This is a genomic window from Thermogemmatispora sp. (assembly GCF_042408735.1).
GTDB lineage: Bacteria > Chloroflexota > Ktedonobacteria > Ktedonobacterales > Ktedonobacteraceae > Thermogemmatispora.
Genome location: NZ_JBHOQV010000128.1, coordinates 34,898 through 54,497, shown reverse-complemented (window position 1 = coordinate 54,497; position 19,600 = coordinate 34,898). Strand labels below are relative to the sequence as shown.

Below are 19,600 nucleotides of genomic sequence, written 5' to 3'. Positions count from 1 at the left end.
AGCAGAGAGCGAAGGGCACGCCAGTCAGAAAGCAGAGAGGTGAGAAAGCAGGATGGACCTGATCAATGTCTTCGACTATGAGGCTCTGGCCCGCGAGCGCATGGAAACCGGCTCCTGGGTTTATTACGCCTGTGGGGCCGAGGACGAAGTGACACTCCGGGCCAATCGCAGCGCCTTCGAACGCATCAAACTCAGACCACGGGTGCTAGTCGACGTCAGTCAGATCGAGATGAAGACGACGGTCCTGGGCACCCCCTTGCCGATGCCCATCCTCATCGCACCCACGGCCTTCCAGGGGCTGGCCCACCCCGAGGGGGAGTGCGAGATGGCGCGCGGCGCGGCTCTGGCCGGCACCCTGATGATTGTAAGCAGCTCGGCCAACCGCCGTCTCGAGGAAGTCGCCGCTGCGGCTGGTGGCCCGCTCTGGTTCCAGCTCTATATTACAACGCGCCCCACCGCCCAGCGTCTGGTGACGCGGGCGGAAGCCGCTGGCTATCAGGGACTGGTCCTAACGGTCGACACGCCCCGCTGGGGAAACAAAGAGCGCAGCGCGCGCTATCCCCTCACCGGCAGCACCTACAAGGCCAATTTTGAGAACGAGAGCGAGGGCGACCTCCCAGATCCCTCCTGTACCTGGGAGATCATTCCCTGGCTGCGCTCACTCAGCCATCTACCCCTTATTCTCAAGGGTATCTTGAGAGCAGAGGATGCGCAGCGAGCCTGCGAATATGGTGTCGACGCTATCATTGTCTCGAACCACGGAGGGCGCCAGCTCGATGGCGTACCTGCCACCATCGAAGTCTTGCCCGAGATCGTCGAAGCCGTGGCGGGGCGCTGCGAGGTCTACCTGGATGGAGGGATCAGGCGCGGCACCGATATTCTCAAAGCTCTGGCCTTGGGAGCGCGGGCCGTACTCGTTGGGCGGCCACCCCTCTGGGGCCTGGCTGTCAATGGAGCCCAGGGCGTGGCCGAGGTTCTGGCCCTTCTGCGCGACGAGCTGGAGCAGGCGATGGCCCTGGCAGGCTGTCCCAGCCTCAGCAGCATCGATCGCTCCCTGGTCAGGCTAAGCTATGTGCCATAATAGCAAACGGTGGTATGAGGGGGAGGAAGAACGCTCTTCCTCTCCTCTCTCTTCAACAAGAAGACTGGCAGCCGGCCAGAGCCGCGCTTGTCAGCCAGCCCACTACTACTCATCTCGCTTTACTGCATTACATAACATAAAGGACAGGTTCTATGCTGTTAGCGAGCCATATTCTGAAGTTGGAATGTGTTCTTTGCGGCAGCAGCTATACCCCGGGCAGCGTGAACTACACTTGCCCGAACTGCGGTCCCCAGGGCACTCTTTTGGTTCATTACGATTATGACCAGATTCGTTGGAACTACCATGCCGAGAGCCGCGACCCATCAATCCGGCGCTACCGTCCCTTCCTCCCTATTCCCTACGGCAATCGCCTGCCGCCGCTGATCGTCGGGGGAACGCCGCTCTATCCGGCAGAGCGCCTGCGCAAGCACCTGAACATGCGCAACCTCTGGCTGAAGGATGAAACGCGCAATCCCAGCGGCTCCTATAGCGACCGTGCGGCCTTTGTCGCGGCCAGCCTGGCTCTGCCGGAAGAGCGCAGGCTCATCTGTGCCTCCACAGGCAACAGCGCCCTGGCGCTGAGCCTGCAGGCGGCAGCAGTGGGGCTAAGCTGCCAGCTTTTGCTGCCCTGGCGCAGCGCTCGTAAGCTAGCGGGGACCTTGCAGCTGTGCGGCGCCAAGGTCTTTGCCGTCGACGGGAGCTACGACGATGCCTTTGAGCTGAGCGTCGAGGCTACAGGCAAATTCGGCTGGTACAACGTCAACATCGGCTACAATCCCTATATGGTCGAGGGACTCAAAACCGTTGGCCTGGAAATTGCCGAGCAATTGGGACATGCAGTTCCCGACGCTATCCTGATCCCTGTAGCTGACGGTGGTCTGATCAGCGGCATCTATCGCGGTTTCGAGGACCTGCGCCAGCTTGGGGTTGTCCGTCAAATTCCGCGCCTCATCGCCGTACAGACAGAAGGTGCGCCGGCCTTCGTGCGCGCTCTCGAGAATGAGGCTATGCGCCAACCCGAGGCCGTGGCCCCCACCACGCAGATAGAGAGCCTGGCGGTCGGCCAACCACACAATGGCGCAATGGCCCTGCGCCACGTGCGCCAGAGCGGTGGTTTCGGGATCACCGTCAGCGAGGAGGCTTTGCGGGCGGCCCGCAAGGAGCTGGCAACCCTGACCGGCATCTTCGTTGAGCCGGCGGGGGCAGCCTCCTACGCAGCCCTGCGGCAATTGCTGGAGGAAGACAAGATCAAACGCCACGAGATGGTGGTCCTACTCGCCACGGCCAGCGGTCAGCGCGACGGCGAGGCCATCGAGCAGCGAGAAGCAGAGCCTGTCACGCTCGCCAGAGGCGCCGAGGGACTGCAGTCCCTGGAGCTGCAGGTCAGTGCCTGAGAAGACCACCGCAGATGCTTGCTGGCCAGCGGAGAGAATTACCCGAGCGAGGAGGATACCCGTTCAATGAGCAAGCTGGCTGTTGTTGCCATAGGCGGTAACGCACTCATCGAAGACGAGGGAGACAGGGATGGGCCTGGGCAGCTTGAGGCCATATGCGCATCAGCGAAGTACAGCGTCGACCTGATAGTCAACGGCTGGAGCGTTGTCATTACGCATGACAATGCCCCCCAGAGCGAGCAAGCGGACGGGCAGCTCCCTGAGAGGAAGCTGCTCATGAGCCGCTGTCTCCCCGCGAGTCGCGCGGCGGAGCTTCAGGGGAGAGTAGGCCATCTGATCCAGACATCGCTCGATGCCGAGCTGCAGCAGCGCGGCCTCAATCGCCGCAGTGTCTGTCTGCTCACGCGCGTCGTCGTCAGCCCGGCCGGAGCCGAGGTGAGGCGGGAGGCAGAGGCCCAGGCGAGCGCTTCAGCGAGCCAGGGCCTGGAGGCCAGGGATGGGCCACAGGCCGAGCCGCGGGAGCTGGTAGAGCAGGAAGCCATCAAGGCCCTGCTTCAGGCAGGCTTTATTGTCATCGCCGCTGCCGGCGGCAGCACCCCCGTCGTGCGCGACGGAGAGGGACGTCTGCAGGCAGTGGAGGTCAGGCTCCAGAGCGAGCTAGCCGCCAGCTTTCTGGCCACTCAACTGAACGCCGACCTCTTCCTGATTGCCACGGCAACCGAGAAGGTGCCACTCTTCCCCCAGCAAGCTGGGGGAAATCAGGTGCCTGATATGCTCACCCTCGCCGAGCTGCGTCAGCACGAGGCCGCCGGATACTTTGCCAGCCAGCGCCTGCACACCAAGATTCGCGCCGTCATTCGCTATCTGGAGCGCGGTGGCGGCGCGGCTCTACTCACCTGTCCCCAGGCCATTGGACGCGCTCTGGCCGGACGCACCGGCACCTGGATCCTCCCTTAGAGAGGCAGGGCCTCGCGCGGGCAGTCGCCAGCGCTGGCCCCCTCGCATGGCCGGCCAGTCAGCCAGCCTCTGCCCGCAGAGCTACCCCTCCTCCGCAGGGCCTCTGACCGGCCGGCCTCTCTTGAGCGCCTGGCCTCGCTCGCATGGCACGCCTGGTAGAATAACAATAGGGGTCATCCTCCGTTGCCAGAGGAGCCTGTCGGTCCCCCTCGATAGCCAGTAGAGCACCGTCTTGCTATAATAGCAGCATGCCAAGAGACGGCATGAAGTGAGGGGAAGAGCACCTTATGGCCAGTCGCATGCCTTCACGCCCGCGAGCAAGCGACACATTGCGCTCGCTTTTGCGTCTTGTACCCTGGAAGCTGCTGCTGCTCCTGATTTTGTTTGGAGCTATTGTTACTCCCGTTTTCGGCTATAGCTTCCGCCTGGGGGACCGCATCATGCCGGCCATCAGCGGCTTTTTTTACGCGCTTGGGATACCGGCGACCCCGGTGCCGACGCCCTATCCGGCCTTTGCGCGGGCCTTGCCGCAGCCGGGTTCCCTGCTCTACACCGTTCAGGAAGGGGACAACTGCGACGAGATTCTGACCGTTCAAATGCACATGGCTGACGCCAGTCAGATCTTCAGCGATGCCAAGCCTGAGACCGTGCGGGCCTTAAGTGCGGCCATCGGCAAAGACTGCCACAAGCTTCAGCCGGGGATGGTCATCCGCCTCTCACCGCAGTATCCCTTGATGGCCCTCGGTGGCATCATCCTCAAGGCGCGGCCCGTCACGCCGCCCCAGGTTCTGCCGACGCCGCTCATTCCTGTGCCGACGCCGCCAGACCAGGGCATCGACTGCTCCCAGGGATGCACTATGCAGGTGCGTATCGCCCCCGGCGTAGAAGTCAACGTTGACGCGACCACCACGCTGCCCGTACAAAACGGCTCCTGGATCTGGGCCTTTGCCACCTATCCATTGGCCCACGTAGCGGGGATGAGCACCTACCCCTATGCCAGTCCTCAGACCTCGCTCAACGGTGCCACCCTGCACGCCTGCCAGATTCAGATCGACGACACTTACGACGAGCACTCGCCTTCCTGCGATGCTTTCCAGCCCAACACCATTGACGACGACGGAGGGGCCTGGCTGCTGGGCGTTGTGGGGCCAAGCAGCCTTGATCACTGGAAGCTTCCTCTGCATTTCCCCCAGGGCACCCGCGTCCTCCTTTGGCTCACCCTGGACGCCCACGGCAACCTGACCTTCCACAAAGGCAACGCGGTCTACCGCTACGACGAGCAGCAGCAGATCTACGTGCGAGCGTAGGCTGCCTGAAAAGCAGCCTACGCCCACCGCGCCTACTCTGCTCGCTCTCCCGACGAGAGCGACAGCCACAGCGTTTCGTCATGCAGCCAGCCAGCCAGCCAGTCAGTCAGGAACGCGGCATCCCCAGACAGAGGTCAATCTCAGGCGGCTCCAGTCCAGGATCAGGAGCTTGAAAGTTCCCCGCTCTTGCATCTCAGCAACAGAGCTGCTAAAGTTAACAGGGATATGACCGAGCAGGCGCGTCTCAGGGAGCAAAAGCTGGCAAGAGTTTATCATGGCACAGGCAAAGCTGCCAGCGGCGCAGTGGGGCATACAGTTGGGTAAGATGGAGAAGAGACCAGACAAGCTGCCTCGGCATAGGTCATCTCCCAGAGAAAGAGAAGAAGGTTTTGCTACCCTGACAGTCCACGATTCAGCGAGATAGAGAAGGCAATGACGTATCAGGAAGACGAGCGCACCATTGCTGCATTAAAAGAGGCACTGGCCGTCAGTCCCGAGAACGTACCTCTTCGCAGGCATCTGGCAGAGCTGCTGCTCCGACTGGGCCGCATCGAGGAAGCCATCGAGCAGTTCCAGGCGGTGCTAGAGCGCAGCAACGACCAGGCGAGCCGGGTACAGCTCGGGAGGGCCTATCAGCAGCGCGGCGAGTTCGAACGTGCGGAGCAATTCCTGCAGACTGCCCTGGCCCAGCAAGCCACCCCCGAGATCTACCTGCTGCTCTCCAGGAACGCCCTCGCGCGCAAGGAGTATCAGCGCGCCGTCTACTACTACGAGCAGGCCCTTGGCCTCGATGAAAGCCTGGCAGACAGCATCTACGAGGAGGAACTGCTCAGACAAGGCGCGCCGCTTCGACCGAGGCTGCGTCTTCTCCGCTTCAGTGAGGCGGAGGAGCGAGGGGAGAGCGATCAAGGGCTAGTCGAGCGGCCCAATATCAGCTTCAAGGATGTTGGTGGTCTGGAGGAAGTCAAAGAGCAGATTCGTATGCAGATTCTCTATCCGCTTCAACATCCGGACCTCTTCCGCCGCTTTGGGAGAGGCATCGGTGGCGGTATCCTGCTCTATGGACCGCCCGGCTGTGGGAAGACCCTTCTTGCCAGGGCGGCGGCTGGTGAAAGCCAGTGTCACTTTCTTCCCATCGCCATCCATGACATTCTTGACATGTACATTGGGAATAGCGAGAAGAATCTTCATGGCATCTTCGAGCTGGCGCGACGTCATCGGCCGGCGATCATCTTCATCGACGAGCTAGACGCCCTTGGAGGGAGCCGGCAGCAAATGCGCCATCACGGCCAGCGCGTTCTGACCAATCAGCTCCTGCTCGAACTGGACAGCATCACCGCAAACAACAGCGAGATTCTGGTCCTGGGAGCTACCAATAGTCCCTGGTTCGTCGATAGTTCCCTGCGACGGCCCGGGCGCTTCGACCGCATCATCTTTGTGCCACCCCCCGATCTGGAGGCACGCCGCGAGATTTTGCGCATCCATATGAGCGACAAACCGACCGAGGCCATCGATTACCTGCAGCTCGCCCGGCAGATGGAGAAATTCTCCGGCGCCGATATCCGAGCCGTCTGCGAGCGCGCCACAGATGCCGTGCTCAGCGAAGCGCTCAAGACCGGGAAGCCGCGTCCCCTGCGCACCGCCGACCTCCAGGCCGCCCTCAAAGAGGTCCGTCCCTCGACCCTCGAATGGTTCGCCACCGCCAAAAACTACGCTACCTATAGCAACGAGGGAGGCTTCTACGACGACGTGGTTCGCTTTCTGCAGAAGACAAAGTGGTAATTATGACGGAGCAGGAAAAGGACTTTCAGGCAAGCCCCAACGGGTTTACGCGCGAATACTATAAGAAAGCCATCGCTGCTCTGAACATCGATCGTCCCCAGTTAGCGATGGAGTTTATCGCCCGTGTCTTGCAGGCCCAGCCTGAGAACACAGGAGCGCTCACCCTGATGGCCATAGCCGCTCTGCGGAATAAGGACCTTGCCCAGGCTGAGCAAGCTGTGCGGGCGGCTTTGCGGCTTGACCCGCAATCCTGTGCCTTGCATCTGCTCTACGGGATGATCTTGCGCAGGAGGCTGCAACTCTCGTCGGCTCGGGCCGAGTTTCAAAGGGCGATAGCGCTTGATCCCAGCCACCCCTGGCCCTACTACTTTCTCGGAGCGATCTACCTCTCCTATCCGGTGCCTCTGGCAGACGAAGCGCGCCCCTATGTCTATAAGGCCGTTGAACTTGATCCCGAGGATGCCCAGATCCAGGCATTGCTTGCCAGGCAGGCCATTGCCGATGGCAACCTGGCACTGGCAGCCCAGGCCTATCGCCGCGCCCTGGCACTCGCCCCCCAGGATGCGACGATCCTCAGCGACTACGGCGACTTCTTGCTCCATAGACAGGTACAGCCACAGGAGGCTCTGCACGTCCTTAAGGAAGCTATTCGCCTGGACCCCAACGACAAACAGACACAGAAGCGGCTGCTGAAAGCCATCCGCGCGGCCCACCCCCTCTATCGGCCAATCGTCAGCTATCGCGCCTTTCTCCGGCAAGCCTCCCAGGGCCTGAGACTTGGCGTCGGCCTGGCCGCCTCCCTGTTTACCTGCATCGCAGGAAGGCTGCTACTCTCTCTCACCAGGGCCCTCTCCGATTCCTCTCTCGCGAGTAGGAACCCGCTGCTGTCGAACATATCCTTGATCCTCCTTTGTCTCGGCTTTTTCATCGTCTCTCCCTATGGCTTCCTTTTGCTCTACCGTGCGGTCATGGCCCCGCTACTGCTTTTTCTTATCAAGCGAGGCTGGATCAAGTAACGAACGGGAGGGTCAACCGTTGTATCTATAGGGAGATGCCACCTGGCGACGGGCGGGATAGAATTAACCGAGACCGTGAGACTTAAATCGGGAGAAGATGCATGGCAGGTCTGGAGGGGAAAACCCTCGATCGATATGAATTGCGCCGGCTCATTGGCAAAGGCGGCATGGCCGACGTCTATGAGGGCTATGACTTGGCGGTTGAGCGTACCGTGGCGATCAAGATCTTCAAGCGCGAGGACGAGGAGCTGCTGCGGCGCTTTATCCGCGAGGCGCGCCTGATGGCTGCACTCAAACACGAGCATCTGGTGCCGATTTATGACACCGGCTCGGGTCAGATCGACGGCCTGACCTGGTATTACATCGTGATGCCATTTATGGAGGGAGGAACGCTGCGGGCGCGTATCCGGCAGGGGCCGCTTCCCCTCAGCGAGGTCTGTCGCAGCCTGCGCGAGATAGCCGCTGCCCTCGACTATATCCATCGTCAGGGGATCATCCATCGCGACATCAAGTCTTCCAACGTGCTCCTGGATGCCGAGGGGCACTGCTACCTCTCCGATTTTGGCATCGCGCGCACCACCAGCGACGCCACCCAGCTCACCAGCACCGGGAACGTGCTTGGGACCGTCGAATACGTTGCGCCGGAGTTGTTCGAGGGAGACAACCGGGCCAACGTGCGCAGCGACCTCTACTCGCTCGGCGTCCTGCTCTTCGAAATGGTCACCGGGCGCCTGCCCTTCAGCGCCGAGAATCCGATCGCGGTCGTCACGATGCACATCAGCAAGCCGCCCCCTCCGCCCCATCTCTACGTCTCCCACCTCAGCCCCGCAGTTGAACAGGTGATCCTTAAGGGACTGGAGAAGCGACCAGAGCTGCGCTATGGCAGCGCCAGCGAGCTGGCCGAAGCTTTCTGTCAGGCAGTTGCCAGCAGCAGCCGGGCCGCAACCAAGGGAGCCACAGCCCAGCACTACCAGGACTGGGCCCAGGCCAGCACCTATAACGCGGGAGCTGGGGGAGCGCCTCAGCCGCTGGTCCTGCGCAGTATGGGTAGCGTGCACGCGCCGGTGGCTCCTCAACCAACTTCTTATCCGGTGGCGCAGTCAGCCAGTTTTCCGGCGGCAGGCCTCCCAACAGGCACAGGCTATCCTGGCTATGGGCAACCCCCAAGGGCCTCCTCCACGCGGCGGAGTTTGCTTGTGGTCACCCTGGCGCTCGTCTTGCTCCTCGTGGTCTCGATTCCCTTAGCGCTGGCTTTCTTCTCCTCATCACCGCAGGGAACCAACGGAAGGCCCACGGCCACCAGTGGTCAGACAAGCGAACAGCAGCCGACGCCCACAGCCACACCTGATCTGACTGCCACGGCCCAGACGCAGGCCACGGCTACCGCCGCGGCCCAGGCCCAGGCGACACAGACGGCCATTGCCGGTGCTACTGCCACCGTCCAGGCCCAGGCCACGGCTACCGCCGCCGTCTGGCAGACCGCCACCGCCGGCAGGTTGGTCTATAGCGACGCTCTGACCAGTGCCGATAACCCGGCAACCAGCCAGGCAAATTGGGACCGCAGCAGCCACTGTCTCTTTGGAGGCGACGGCTACCACGTCGTGCAGGCTGTCAGTCTGACAACAACGCAGCGTCTCTGTCATGAGGCGAACTATAGCTACGGGAATATCGCCCTCAGTGTGCAGATGAAGATTCTCAGTGGCGCCTCGGGCGGGGTTGTTGTGCGCCTGGGTCCAAACGTCTTCAATCTCTTCTCAGGTTACCTTTTCGAGGTCGATAGTCAGGGCCGCTATCGGCTTGCCAGATTCGACGGGGGCTTCGCACAACCCTTCGCCGACTGGGCCAGCTCCTCTGCTCTCCGGCCGGGAACAGGCGTACAGAATACGCTGCAAATCATTGCTAATGGAAGCAGCCTCTCCTTCTATGTCAACAACGTTTATCTGACGACGGTCAATGACAGTACCTACGCGCAAGGCAATATCGCCTTCCTGGCTACGCCGGGCGACAACGATGCCAACGTGGTCTACACTAATCTAGCGATCTACGCCCTGGGCTGATCAGCAAGCGACAGAGCGTAGATCGCTCGCAGCCCTGCACCGGCTTTACTGTCGGCCACCCATACGGGCCACAGCCAGCCACTCAGTCAGTCAGCCAGCCAGTTAGCCAGCGAGAACATGAGGCTGGCTGGCTGACTGGCTGCTTTCTTTTGAGGCCAGGCTGTGGTTGTGCTTGCCAGGGACCTGGGTTAGGGGGTACAACAACAGCATCGGCCCGGTATCCGATGCGGCAATGTCTTGCACTGTAGTTCAGAAAGGGAAATCTCATGTACGGAACCGTCGCCCACTGCCGGATCAGGCCAGGAGCAGAGGAGCAGCTCCTGGCAGAGCTACGCGAGTTTGAGCAGGCCCATGTGCCTGGAACCGTCGCGACGCTGGTTTACCGCATGGATGCCGATGCCCAGGAATGCTATATCGCTGTGGCTTTCAGCGACAGAGAAGCTTACCTGGCCAATGCTCGCAGCCAGGAGCAGGACCAGCGTTATCAGCGCATGCTGCGCTGGCTTGAAGGTCCACCAGAGTGGCACGATGGAGAGATCATCGCCCGTGTTGGGCTGTCAGAGCCAGGCCAGCGGTCAGGCCAGTCGGCCTAGCCAGAGCCGGCTGGTGACCGGCTAGCCGGTCAGGTTTTCTCACGAGGGCGCTGCCAGCCGACGCCTCTCGCTCCCGAGGTAGGGCGCGAGATAGGAGGCCAGCGGCGCCCTCCTCTACTGGCAATGGCCCGGGTTATGTGGTATCGTAAATAGCGGAAGGATACAGATCCGACTCTCCTGGCCTTGCTTGGCAAGCAGCATTGAGGCACACTGCACACAGCAGCGCGGCGCCAGGAGAAGAGACCAGAGCAGGTGGTCTCAGTCCTGGGAAGGACGGTTGACAAGCTATGAAAAAAGCGGAACGCAAGCGCTCGTCGTTGCTAGCTACTCTGGGGGATCTGAATCGTCCTCTGCGGGTTCGCCCGGTACGCCTGTGGGGGCGCGAATGGTGGGCCATTGCCCCAGAGGATACCTGGCCCGGCATGGTCATGGATCTGCGTCGCTTAGGCTTCGACGCTATGGCCTGGGGGGAGGAAGTCCTGGTACGGGAGAGCGCTCCGGCCTACGAGCCTCAGCTCGAAGGCCCTGCTGCACCAGAGGGACTGCGCACCTTCCCCGCTATGCGACCTACCATCCGTGTCTGGAAGGAGTCGCGACCGGCGCGCTATAGCGATTGGGGACGGGCGGTCAGTCTTGAGGAGAGCGAGGAGGCTGACGAGGAGGAGTTTGAGCCGGAGGATCTGGAAGCCCCCCTTTTCTCCCCGGGGAGTGAGGAGACGGCGGAGGCCAGCAACCCAGAACGAGAGGAAAAAGCCGAAGGAGAAGGCAGGTCAGAAGGCCACGAAAACGAGCTGGCATGATTCGCTGACGATGGGTCGGGTCGGATTGAATCGGCTGACAGATCTCAGTCCAATGCAGCAGTCTGAGCGAATGGCCTTCTTGCTTCGACCAGCTCCCCTATTCGCCAGGGGACAGGCCCGCTGTCGCACCCCGCTACTATAGCAAGCTAACGTTAAAGCGTTAAGTTAAGAGCACGCCTGCGAGAGGACCTCAACCGATTGTTCCTCCCAAGGTCAGGACAACTCGGGAGAGGTCTGTTGTTTTCTTGCCGTCACGTTCAGGTTCAACCAGCTGCTCCCCCGCAGGTCAGTTCGCGCATTGGAAACGGCGAAGGGCTATCTTCATTATCAGTCCGGGTTGTTCTCAGAGCGGTCCCCCGTCGGCGCCAGCGCTCTGACAGACCTCCAGGAGTCCAAGAGCCGCAGGCGCTCATACAATCAGGGGCCCTCGGAGAGGAGAAGACAGGCACAGGCAGCCATCCTGCCCGTCCTGCCCGAATCGGGCTAGCCAAGAGTCCTCTCGCCAACCCAGGGCCGCCTCAGGCCAGCCAGCCCAGGTCACCCCTCTGCTCCTCTCTCAGCTAAAGAGGCCATCCTCTCTAGCTGTTGCCAGCGAGAACCGCATGACTGCCTCCACATGAGAAAAGGCGGGCGGGAGAAAGGAGTCACGGGAAGCGAGCGCGAAGGTTGAACAGTGCAGGCTTCTCCTGCTATAATGAAACACGAAAAGAACAGCTCCAGAGCATGAAACTACCACCGGAGAGCAGCTCATGCACGAGGATAGTCAGAAGAAGCAGCCAGCGGAGAGCCGACTTCAAGAAGAGCAAGTTGTGGTCCAAAGTGGTCTTTTCCCGGGCACGACGCAGGTCATTACCGAACCGGTGGACCCGGGCGAGGTACCGTATCCGCCGCTGGTGCGTACCCAGCCGTTGACGGAGCAGTCCAGTCTGGCAGCCTGCGCTTTGCCCTATCAGCAGGAGCTAAAGTTACGAGGCAAGTCGAACTACACCGTCACCTGCTTTCTCTCTGACCTCAAGATGTTCACCGAATTCATGGGGCCGGAGACGCCCGTTGGCCGGATTACCAAAGAAGACCTCGTCGACTGGCTGATGAAGCTGAAATTCGGCAACAAGGACCATACGCCGGCACCCAAGACGATGGCCCGGCGAGTGACCTTTCTCAAGAACTTCTTTTCCTGGCTGGCGCGTGAGGGGGTGATCCGCGAGGATCCTTCGGCCAGCCTTATTCTGGAGCGCCCGCTGCCGCCACTGCCGGAGCTTCTTTTCGATGAAGAGATCGAGCGGCTGCTCAAAGCGGCGGCTGACGACGTACGCTGCCTCTGTCTGATCTACCTGACCCTGCACGCGGGCCTCAAGAAAGAAGAGATCATGATTCTCAAACCGGAGCACATTGACCTCTCCAATCCCCAGCAGCCGCTGGTGAGTGTCCACTTCCCCCCCTCTACGGGCAAGCAGCACAGAGAGCGCAGTCTGGCGCTGCCACCTGAGTTTACCGAGATCGTGCGGGAATATTTGCGCAAATACCAGCACCAGTCGGGTGAGACACTCTTCAACTGTACCGACCGCAATCTCAACTATATTTTGGCGCGCGCGGTCAAGGCGGCCGGCATCAAGAAGCGGGTGACGTTGCAGCTGCTGCGCGATACCTTCGCTGTCCGTCAGCTTCGAGCAGGCGTCTCTTTCGAGACGCTGCGCGAGCGGCTGGGCCTCTCCGATGAAGCCTGGCTGGAATCGCGAGAGAAGTACCGGCGCCTGGCCTTTCCGGCCTGACTGCTTCCAGCTTCCACCGATCATTTCCTGACGAGCGAGCTACCAGGACAAGGTGTCACCAGCGCACCGGCGAAGGGGCGGCTGCACTCCCAAGGCTAGCCAACGGCGAGTTTCTTGTAAGTAAGTAGGATGCAAAGCATTTCCTGCTGCTCCAGAGCCTCTCTGGTACCTTTGCTTTCGCGCCGAGAAAGCAGCCCCATCCATTGTCGCCGATTCTACCATTGGCGTGGGAGCGGTGGGGGGACCTGCAATAAACGGCTAGCTGCTCGGCGATCCAGATAGTTATTCAAGAGCACGGAGTTGATCACCAGTCCCACAATGAGCATGAGCTTTAAGCCGCAGCAGACGGGCCAGAAAAAGAGAGAAATCAGGAGGAGAGGCCAGGCAATGACAATGCTGCCGACCAGGAGCAGGACCCCAGCGAGGGGTGCTCCAGCCATCAACCAGCCAATCCCGTAGATATTCAAGAGCAGGGATAACAAAAGCTCGACGATCAGGGGTGCCACCTCTTTCTGGGGCTGGACCACCGTCACGTTGACCTGCTGAGGCGGCGCATAGTGTCCATAATACTGCTGCGGCCAGACATCGGCCTGCGAGCCAGAGCCGACCTCTCCCCAGCCGCTAGTGCTATAGGAAGAAAATGGCTCGCTCACGCTCCCGGACAGCTCCGAGCCTCCCAGGGGGGCATAGGGGCCGGAGGAGGTAATCACCGAGCCGCAGATGGGACAGATCGCCACATGGTCGGGGCTATCGTAGCCACAGCGTTCACAGCGGCTCATAAGGGGTCAATGCTCCTTCGTTCTGTCTTACTAACTATCAACGAGTCCCCCCTATGATAGCATGAAAAGCTGCCTTAGCAACAGGGCTGTTAACTCGTGCTCCTCGTAGGCCGCATATCACTATGCGCCTGACTCTGCAAAACAGATCAGCCTGAGAAGGCAAAGAACGCCATACTGTACCTATCCTCTTCCTCCGTGGGAAGTCAGCGTACTGACGACGGTGAGTCTGGCCCCGGTGCGGGCCTTCCTTCCGCGGAGACTGTTGCAAGGCAGTCTCCACCGACAGTCTCGACCGAAAGCTTCCAGCATTCCGCTTTTTTCACCTGCCTCCCTGGTCTTGAACCAGCCTGTTCTGAGGAGGTTACCCCCTGGTCGACTTTTCAGGCCGGAGGCTCAGTTTCCAGGCAGGCGGTCAGTCCTGCACTCACGGAGGTACCAGGCCAAAGGACCAGCCGGGGGGGCGGCGCTGAAGGCTGAAGGCTGCAGGGGCCTTCAGCCAAAACACTCTGCCGACCAGCGAGGCAGGCACAGAAGAGGGCAAAGACCCAGCCGTCCGAGCTGCGGGCGTCCTCACTGGAGGCGGCGAAGGGATTGGAAGCGGAGAGCGCGATGGGCGACCAGCCGGGCGATCGGGTGGTATATCTACTACCAGCAGAGAGGGTCGCACCTGCTCCAGCAGATGGAAGAGTGCAGGAGGTGGTTTTTGGTCAGCAGCCAGAGCGGCCAGAACCACATCCACCTGGTCTAAGGAGGTCGAGCGGGCAGTGGCCAGCAGACCATTGAGGGCGTAGGCGCTCTGAGCGGCCTCTCCCAGCAGCAAGATACGCAGGCCAGGGGTGACCAGGCGCAGGACCAGCGCATTGTTGCGGGCCTCATCTCCTCCGCGATGAAGGGAAGCTGGGGGCCAGAGGGCTTCCAGGCGCAGATCCTGCCCCAGCCCAAGCACCTGACCCTGACGCAGCGTCCGATAGGGGATATCACGGGTTCGGAGCGTACGACGCCAGAGAGCGTAGCCCGTCCCTGGATGGAGCACGCCCCCATCCAGAGCCTGGCCTATCTCAAAGCGGGCCGTTGCATCCTGGAGGCCCGCCAGATGCGAGAGCAGCGGAGAGGACAAGACCAGCCAATCGAGGCGGCGCTGCCAGAAAGGCAGGCGCCGGTCGAGCGCGTGAGCGAGGGCTACCGCATCGGGGCCGCCATCGATCAGGCAGATCTTTCCTTGCGGCATCTGGACCAAAATGGCGGGGCCACTCACGCCCGAGGGAGCGGCCAACGAGAAAACGGTCACTACCAGTCCTGCATCGCCGCCGCCCAGCAGAGCCTGCAGGCCGGTCGCCAGGAGCAGCCAGAGGGCCAGAGCCATCTGGGTCCCCAGCAGCAAGCCACGAGCGCGCCCATGTCCCTTGCCCGACTGCGGGTGGTCCGCCTGTGTCCATCTGGGACCAGCGCCTGCCGACGGGGCCAGGCACCGCGAATAAGAGTGCCAACCCAGTCCAAGGGCGCTGGCCAGCGCCAGATAGTAGCCCCAGGCCAGCGGGACCGAGAGCGGCCACCCCGCTGTACTCAACCAGGCCAGGGGGAGGCGGGCACAGAGCGTCACAGCGCCGATCACATAATGCAGCGGGAACCAGGAGAGCCAGCCCACCACCAGCGCCAAAGGGAAGCACAGCATTCCCAGCAAGCAGATAGTCGCCCCTAGCAAGAGTAGCAGCTCCAACAAAGGGACTGTCAGCAGATTGGCCAGGGGGCCACGAACGAAAGCTGAGCAAAGGTCAGTGCGAAAATAGGCAAGGTTGCTAGCTGAGCCGCCAGCGTCACTGCCAGGGACTCTACCAGCATCGAGCCCAAAGGAAGATCCTCCAGCCGACGCAGAGGACGGGCGAAGAGAGGGGTGAGAAGGACAATTCCCAATGTCCCCAAAAAGGAGAGCTGAAAACCGCTATCCCAGAGAACAAAGGGATCGACGAGGCTCATAGCCAGAGCCGTCGCCGCCAGCGCGCTATAGACGTGGTAGCGGCGTCCCAACCTGGGGGCCAGGACCAGCAGGCCCCCCATCAAACCGGCGCGCAAGGCTGCCGGTCCAGCTCCACTAAGGACGGTGTAGGCAGCAATCGCCAGGAGCTGAAGCCCACAGAGGAACCAGAGCCGACGCTGAGCACGCCGACGCTGGGCCGGCAGCAGAAGCCAGGCATCAGGCATCTGGCGAGCCAGAGGGCGCAGCGGCAGCCCTACCAGGCCGGCGAGGAGCGTCACCTTAAAGCCGCTTGGGACAATCAAATGCGCGGTGCCAGTCACATTGAACAGAGGAGTCAGCGGCTGCAAGGCAGGCGTCCGCAGGCCGAGCAAAATCGCCACCAGAAGAGCGGCCTCGGGTTGCGGCAAGGCCCTTCCTACCACGTTGGCCAACGCGAAGCGGAGCGCATAGAGCCAGGCCAGCAGCGGATTTCCTCCGTGCCCTTTCACCGTCAGACGCGGGAAAGCCATCACCGCCTGCAGATCGGGCGAGCTGCCAGCGGCAGGGGGCTGGAGGCGTCCCCGCAAGACAACCTCATCGCCGTAAGCAGGCCCATAGGGATCATCGAGCAGCGTGCCAGAACTAAGCACGGCGATCTCACCATGCCGCGGCCACCAGCGCAAGCCGCCATCGTCGCTCACCTCTGCCACGCTTACCAGCAGGCGACGAGCATGGCCCTCCAGAGCAGGAGGAGCACTTACCTCGCCCCAAATCACCACCGTGCCGCTCTCCCTGCCAGAGCGGAGCAGGCTGGCTACTGCCTCGGGATCGTGACGAGGGTCGGCCACCGCCATGCGCCACGCTCCGCAGAGCAGCGCGGAGAGGCAGAGCAAGAGGACAGCGACCAAAGGCCAGCGGCGCCAACCAACCAGGAGCACCAGCAGGACAGCTACCATCGGCAATGGCAGCCAGAGCGCAGGCAGCGCCAGCCAATAGGCCAGCATCAGGCCCACAAGCCAGCCCGAACAGACCACCATCAGCGGCAGCTTCCGCAGCCGCAGTAGCCCTCCCTCTAAAGCCACCCAGGACAACACAGCCATCCCCCTTCTCTGCCGCCATCCTCAGACGGTCACCAGATTCTTGATCCGGTCATAAATCGAACGGCTAACCACCTGGAGAAGCTGCTCAACTGCCGTATATGGGCCATGCTGGAGGCGATAGTTGACAATATTCTGAGCAGTCGTTGCGCTGACATGCAAGCGCTGGCGCAGCTCATCGACGCTGGCGATGTTGATATTCACCGGAGCAGAGGCAGCAGCGGGGGTAGCCGCACTGGAGCTGTCAAGAGTAGAGCCGCCATTCCCAATCAGCGGAGGGATCTCCCCAACGCGCGCGACATAGATCTCCTCGCCATCGTGAAGCACAGCGGCCAGATTGAGAGTCACCAGATTGGCTTCGGGCAGCGGGCCGCCAGCCGCCTGCAATAACTGGTAGATACGGGCGCCTACCGGCAGCCTGTAGATTCCAGGATGGCGTACAGCTCCCACGATATAGACCACAATGCCAGACGCCGGCGTCGAGGCCAGCGAGGGCGCCGTAGCCGTCGCAGCGGCCAGCCCGGCGCCCGATCCCTCTTCCGCCGTAGGCTCCGGGGAGACTGGCGTGCTCCCAGAGGGAAGCGACGACCAGGGCGCCCTGGCGGGAGCCGCCCCCTGCCAGACCAAATAGAGAGTCAAGGCCAGCACAAAGGAGAGAAAGAGCGCCACCGCCCGTAGCCGTCGTCCTCTGGACGTTCTCACAGTAGCCGGGACGCTCAGCTCCAGCGTCTCAGCCAGGGCCAACTCTTCTATGCGACCCTGGTGGCTCTCAGCAGCGGCTTCCACAACCTCACCGGGCCGCAGAGCGCTGCCAGGAGCGGGGGGAAATGTGGGGGAAGAACGCTCGCAGGATGGATGTTGGTAGCTATTTTGCATGACCCAAACCCTTTCTACCTACTCTCTGTTCCCAGAAAATACAGGGGCATGGTACCACGGCCTTTGACGATCTGTCAATAACTAAATGTGTCAATCTAATAATGATGCTGATAAGTCGCATAGAAACTTAAGAAGCAAGCAGTAATAGGGGAGGATGAGGAGAGGAGAGCGCACCTTTGGCGGGACAGGCGCCTTATCAGAGCGGCGGAATGAGACGTCCGGAAAAGAGCTGCTCCCCCGAAGCGCCACCGGTGACAGAGGTTACGAAAGAGGAAAGGGCGCTTCAGGACGTCGCCGGCCTGAGCATTGGGGAGGTGATGACGCGCGTTGACAGATATGGTATAATTCTGGGTGAGCAGGTCCCCGTAGCTCAGTGGATAGAGCACCGGTCTCCGGAACCGGGCGCGCAGGTTCGATTCCTGTCGGGGACACCAGGAACGTTGACCCGCTTGGGGCATCGATTCGCGTGAGGATACTGAATGAAAGAAACCCCTCACCGTTGGCAGAGAACGGTGAGGGGTTCGCCTTAGTCAGGGCGATCTGGCCCTCTTTGAGACGCCTTCAGCCTCACTGCATCTCAGCTCCCCGAACGGCTCTCAGGTTCAGGCAGCCTTGATGCGGATCTTCTTCGGCTTACTGGCCTCGCCGAAGGGGACGTTCACGGTCAACACACCGTTCTCATACCTGGCCTCGATCTTCCCGCTGTCGATATCCTTCGGGAAGGTAATCGTGCGCGCGAAGCTCCCGCTGCGGATCTCCCGCACATGCCACTGACCACGCTGCTCTTGGACTTCCTCGCGCGGTACCTCGGCCTTGAGCGTCAGCGTGTTGCCTGTGACGTTCACCTCCAGCTGCTCCGGCTTGACGCCTGGAACCTGCGCCTGAACCTGATAGCCGTGCTCATTCTCACGAACGTTAATGGGAATGGCCACCGAAGTCTCATCCCACCGCCAAATGGGCGCCACAAAGCTCTCTTCGAAGAGTCGATTGATGGCATCCCGCAGGCTGATTACCTCGCGGAAAGGATCGTAGCGAATGATGTCGACCATAGCCGCTCACCTCCTTGTAGGACGGATCGTCAGGGCTTCCCCGCCTTTCCCGCACGTTGCGAGGCCCCCAGACTTTCTGCCAGGTCTCACCTCACGGCTCGCCTGGCCTGCCCGCCGGCAAGCCAGGCGCCTTGCATGCACCTCGTCAAGCTATCCGGCTTTGCTGGCGAAAGGTTTTCTGCTTGTGTTCCCTTTTTGGGGCTTCCACCTGACAAAAACAATGAGGTGATTTAATTTATTCCCGCAAGTATGGTCTACTCCCAGCGGAAGGTTTTAATGGCCAGCGCCAGGATCAGGACCATCCAGATCAGCAAGGTCAGCAGAGCGGTCCCCGGGAAAGGGGCTCCGGCAGTCATGGCCGCTTGTAGAGACTGAGTGAAGGCTGCGGCCGGCAGATACTGAGCCAGGGCAGCTAGAGGCGCTGGCAGATGGTCGAGGGGCAGGATACCGCCCCCGATGAGCAGGAAGAGCAGATAGAGGCCATTGGCCGCCGCCAGAGTGGTCTCGGCGCGCAGGCTACCGGCCATCGCCAGGCCCAAAGCCGCGAAGGTAACCGTACCCAGGGCCAGGACGAGCAGGGCCAGGCCGGGGGAACCGACGGGACGCCAGCCATAGAAGAGGAGGGCTATGCCCACCAGCAGGATCACCTGCAGGACCTCCAGGAGCAGCACAGCCACAATCTTGGCCACGATGAGGCCGCTGCGCGGGAGAGGCGTCGCTCCCAGACGCTTGAGAACGCCGTAGTACCGTTCGTAGGCGGTTGAGATGCCCAGGTGGACCATGCCCGAGGCCATAATCGCCAGGGCTAGAATACCGGGGAGCAGAAAGTTGATCACCGAGCCTGTGCTCACAGGAATGATCTTGAGTGAGGCAAAGAAGACCAGGAGAATCACTGGGAGAATGAGCGTGACAAGAATATTTTCGCCACGGCGCGAGGTCAGCAGCAGCTCGGCTGTAATCTGGGCTCCAACCTGGCGGAGGAAGGGGGCGGCGCGCGACGGCTGCGGCTGCGTTCCCCCATTCGGGCTTCTTGTCTCGGCAAGGGTTGTCATCTTTTCTCCTCCACATCTAGCGCTTGGGAATCTCCAA

14 protein-coding genes, 1 tRNA gene and 1 pseudogene are annotated in these 19,600 nt (G+C 61.4%); 11 read left to right on the top strand and 5 right to left on the bottom strand.

Annotation, left to right across the window (positions count from 1 at the left end; translation table 11 throughout):
* The first annotated feature begins 52 nt into the window (after positions 1–52).
* The 10 genes from ACFMO7_RS12670 (at position 53) to ACFMO7_RS12625 (ending at position 12,756) form a co-directional block, all read left to right on the top strand.
* Entirely contained in the window at positions 53–1,081 is a 1,029-nt protein-coding gene (locus ACFMO7_RS12670; protein ID WP_376795849.1) for an alpha-hydroxy acid oxidase, read from the top strand.
* A gap of 152 nt (positions 1,082–1,233) precedes the next feature.
* Positions 1,234–2,475 carry a threonine synthase gene (thrC, locus tag ACFMO7_RS12665; RefSeq protein WP_376795848.1) on the top strand — a complete coding sequence of 414 codons (1,242 nt, stop codon included), beginning with the start codon at positions 1,234–1,236 and terminating at the stop codon, positions 2,473–2,475.
* Positions 2,476–2,541: 66 nt separating this feature from the next.
* On the top strand, positions 2,542–3,432 hold the full coding sequence (locus tag ACFMO7_RS12660) for a hypothetical protein (protein WP_376795847.1): 891 nt from the start codon (positions 2,542–2,544) through the stop codon (positions 3,430–3,432).
* 287 nt (positions 3,433–3,719) lie between these two features.
* Positions 3,720–4,739, top strand: coding sequence for a hypothetical protein (locus ACFMO7_RS12655; protein WP_376795846.1), 1,020 nt, complete (start codon positions 3,720–3,722; stop codon positions 4,737–4,739).
* Between the two features lie 432 nt (positions 4,740–5,171).
* Positions 5,172–6,521 (top strand): AAA family ATPase, encoded by a 1,350-nt coding sequence (locus ACFMO7_RS12650; RefSeq protein ID WP_376795845.1) that lies wholly within the window; start codon positions 5,172–5,174, stop codon positions 6,519–6,521.
* Between the two features lie 2 nt (positions 6,522–6,523).
* The gene (locus ACFMO7_RS12645; protein ID WP_376795844.1) at positions 6,524–7,537 is read left to right on the top strand and encodes a tetratricopeptide repeat protein; all 1,014 of its coding nucleotides are present in this window, start codon (positions 6,524–6,526) and stop codon (positions 7,535–7,537) included.
* Between the two features lie 101 nt (positions 7,538–7,638).
* Positions 7,639–9,594 (top strand): protein kinase, encoded by a 1,956-nt coding sequence (locus ACFMO7_RS12640; protein WP_376795843.1) that lies wholly within the window; start codon positions 7,639–7,641, stop codon positions 9,592–9,594.
* A gap of 266 nt (positions 9,595–9,860) precedes the next feature.
* Positions 9,861–10,187, top strand: a complete 327-nt coding sequence (locus tag ACFMO7_RS12635) for a putative quinol monooxygenase (RefSeq protein ID WP_376795842.1) — start codon at positions 9,861–9,863, stop codon at positions 10,185–10,187.
* Positions 10,188–10,474: 287 nt separating this feature from the next.
* The gene (locus tag ACFMO7_RS12630) at positions 10,475–10,987 is read left to right on the top strand and encodes a hypothetical protein (protein WP_376795841.1); all 513 of its coding nucleotides are present in this window, start codon (positions 10,475–10,477) and stop codon (positions 10,985–10,987) included.
* A gap of 749 nt (positions 10,988–11,736) precedes the next feature.
* A complete protein-coding gene (locus ACFMO7_RS12625) occupies positions 11,737–12,756 on the top strand; it encodes a tyrosine-type recombinase/integrase (RefSeq protein ID WP_376795840.1) in 1,020 nt (339 codons plus the stop codon).
* 215 nt (positions 12,757–12,971) lie between these two features.
* Here the strand turns inward: ACFMO7_RS12625 and ACFMO7_RS12620 are convergent, their stop codons facing one another.
* From ACFMO7_RS12620 to ACFMO7_RS12610, 3 genes and pseudogenes are all read right to left on the bottom strand, one after another.
* Complete coding sequence (locus tag ACFMO7_RS12620; protein WP_376795839.1) at positions 12,972–13,535, bottom strand: hypothetical protein; 564 nt, start codon at positions 13,533–13,535, stop codon at positions 12,972–12,974.
* Positions 13,536–13,959: 424 nt separating this feature from the next.
* Positions 13,960–16,493: pseudogene (locus ACFMO7_RS12615) on the bottom strand (ComEC/Rec2 family competence protein).
* Positions 16,494–16,610: 117 nt separating this feature from the next.
* Entirely contained in the window at positions 16,611–17,462 is an 852-nt protein-coding gene (locus ACFMO7_RS12610) for an SLBB domain-containing protein (protein WP_376795838.1), read from the bottom strand.
* Between the two features lie 359 nt (positions 17,463–17,821).
* On the opposite strand from ACFMO7_RS12610, the gene ACFMO7_RS12605 reads away from it, so the two are divergent.
* Positions 17,822–17,896: transfer RNA gene (locus tag ACFMO7_RS12605), tRNA-Arg, on the top strand.
* Positions 17,897–18,064: 168 nt separating this feature from the next.
* Here the strand turns inward: ACFMO7_RS12605 and ACFMO7_RS12600 are convergent.
* Both ACFMO7_RS12600 and ACFMO7_RS12595 read right to left on the bottom strand, forming a co-directional pair.
* Positions 18,065–18,511, bottom strand: a complete 447-nt coding sequence (locus tag ACFMO7_RS12600) for an Hsp20/alpha crystallin family protein (RefSeq protein ID WP_376795837.1) — start codon at positions 18,509–18,511, stop codon at positions 18,065–18,067.
* Between the two features lie 254 nt (positions 18,512–18,765).
* Complete coding sequence (locus ACFMO7_RS12595) at positions 18,766–19,563, bottom strand: ABC transporter permease (protein WP_376795836.1); 798 nt, start codon at positions 19,561–19,563, stop codon at positions 18,766–18,768.
* Positions 19,564–19,600: the final 37 nt, after the last annotated feature.

Coding starts and splice junctions, on each gene's coding strand:
- ACFMO7_RS12640 (WP_376795843.1), top strand. CDS start 7,639: ATGGCAGGTCTGGAGGGGAAAACCCTCGATCGATATGAATTGCGCCGG.
- ACFMO7_RS12645 (WP_376795844.1), top strand. CDS start 6,524: ATGACGGAGCAGGAAAAGGACTTTCAGGCAAGCCCCAACGGGTTTACG.
- ACFMO7_RS12655 (WP_376795846.1), top strand. CDS start 3,720: ATGGCCAGTCGCATGCCTTCACGCCCGCGAGCAAGCGACACATTGCGC.
- ACFMO7_RS12625 (WP_376795840.1), top strand. CDS start 11,737: ATGCACGAGGATAGTCAGAAGAAGCAGCCAGCGGAGAGCCGACTTCAA.
- ACFMO7_RS12620 (WP_376795839.1), bottom strand. CDS start 13,535: ATGAGCCGCTGTGAACGCTGTGGCTACGATAGCCCCGACCATGTGGCG.
- ACFMO7_RS12610 (WP_376795838.1), bottom strand. CDS start 17,462: ATGCAAAATAGCTACCAACATCCATCCTGCGAGCGTTCTTCCCCCACA.
- ACFMO7_RS12630 (WP_376795841.1), top strand. CDS start 10,475: ATGAAAAAAGCGGAACGCAAGCGCTCGTCGTTGCTAGCTACTCTGGGG.
- ACFMO7_RS12650 (WP_376795845.1), top strand. CDS start 5,172: ATGACGTATCAGGAAGACGAGCGCACCATTGCTGCATTAAAAGAGGCA.
- ACFMO7_RS12600 (WP_376795837.1), bottom strand. CDS start 18,511: ATGGTCGACATCATTCGCTACGATCCTTTCCGCGAGGTAATCAGCCTG.
- ACFMO7_RS12660 (WP_376795847.1), top strand. CDS start 2,542: ATGAGCAAGCTGGCTGTTGTTGCCATAGGCGGTAACGCACTCATCGAA.
- ACFMO7_RS12635 (WP_376795842.1), top strand. CDS start 9,861: ATGTACGGAACCGTCGCCCACTGCCGGATCAGGCCAGGAGCAGAGGAG.
- ACFMO7_RS12670 (WP_376795849.1), top strand. CDS start 53: ATGGACCTGATCAATGTCTTCGACTATGAGGCTCTGGCCCGCGAGCGC.
- thrC (WP_376795848.1), top strand. CDS start 1,234: ATGCTGTTAGCGAGCCATATTCTGAAGTTGGAATGTGTTCTTTGCGGC.
- ACFMO7_RS12595 (WP_376795836.1), bottom strand. CDS start 19,563: ATGACAACCCTTGCCGAGACAAGAAGCCCGAATGGGGGAACGCAGCCG.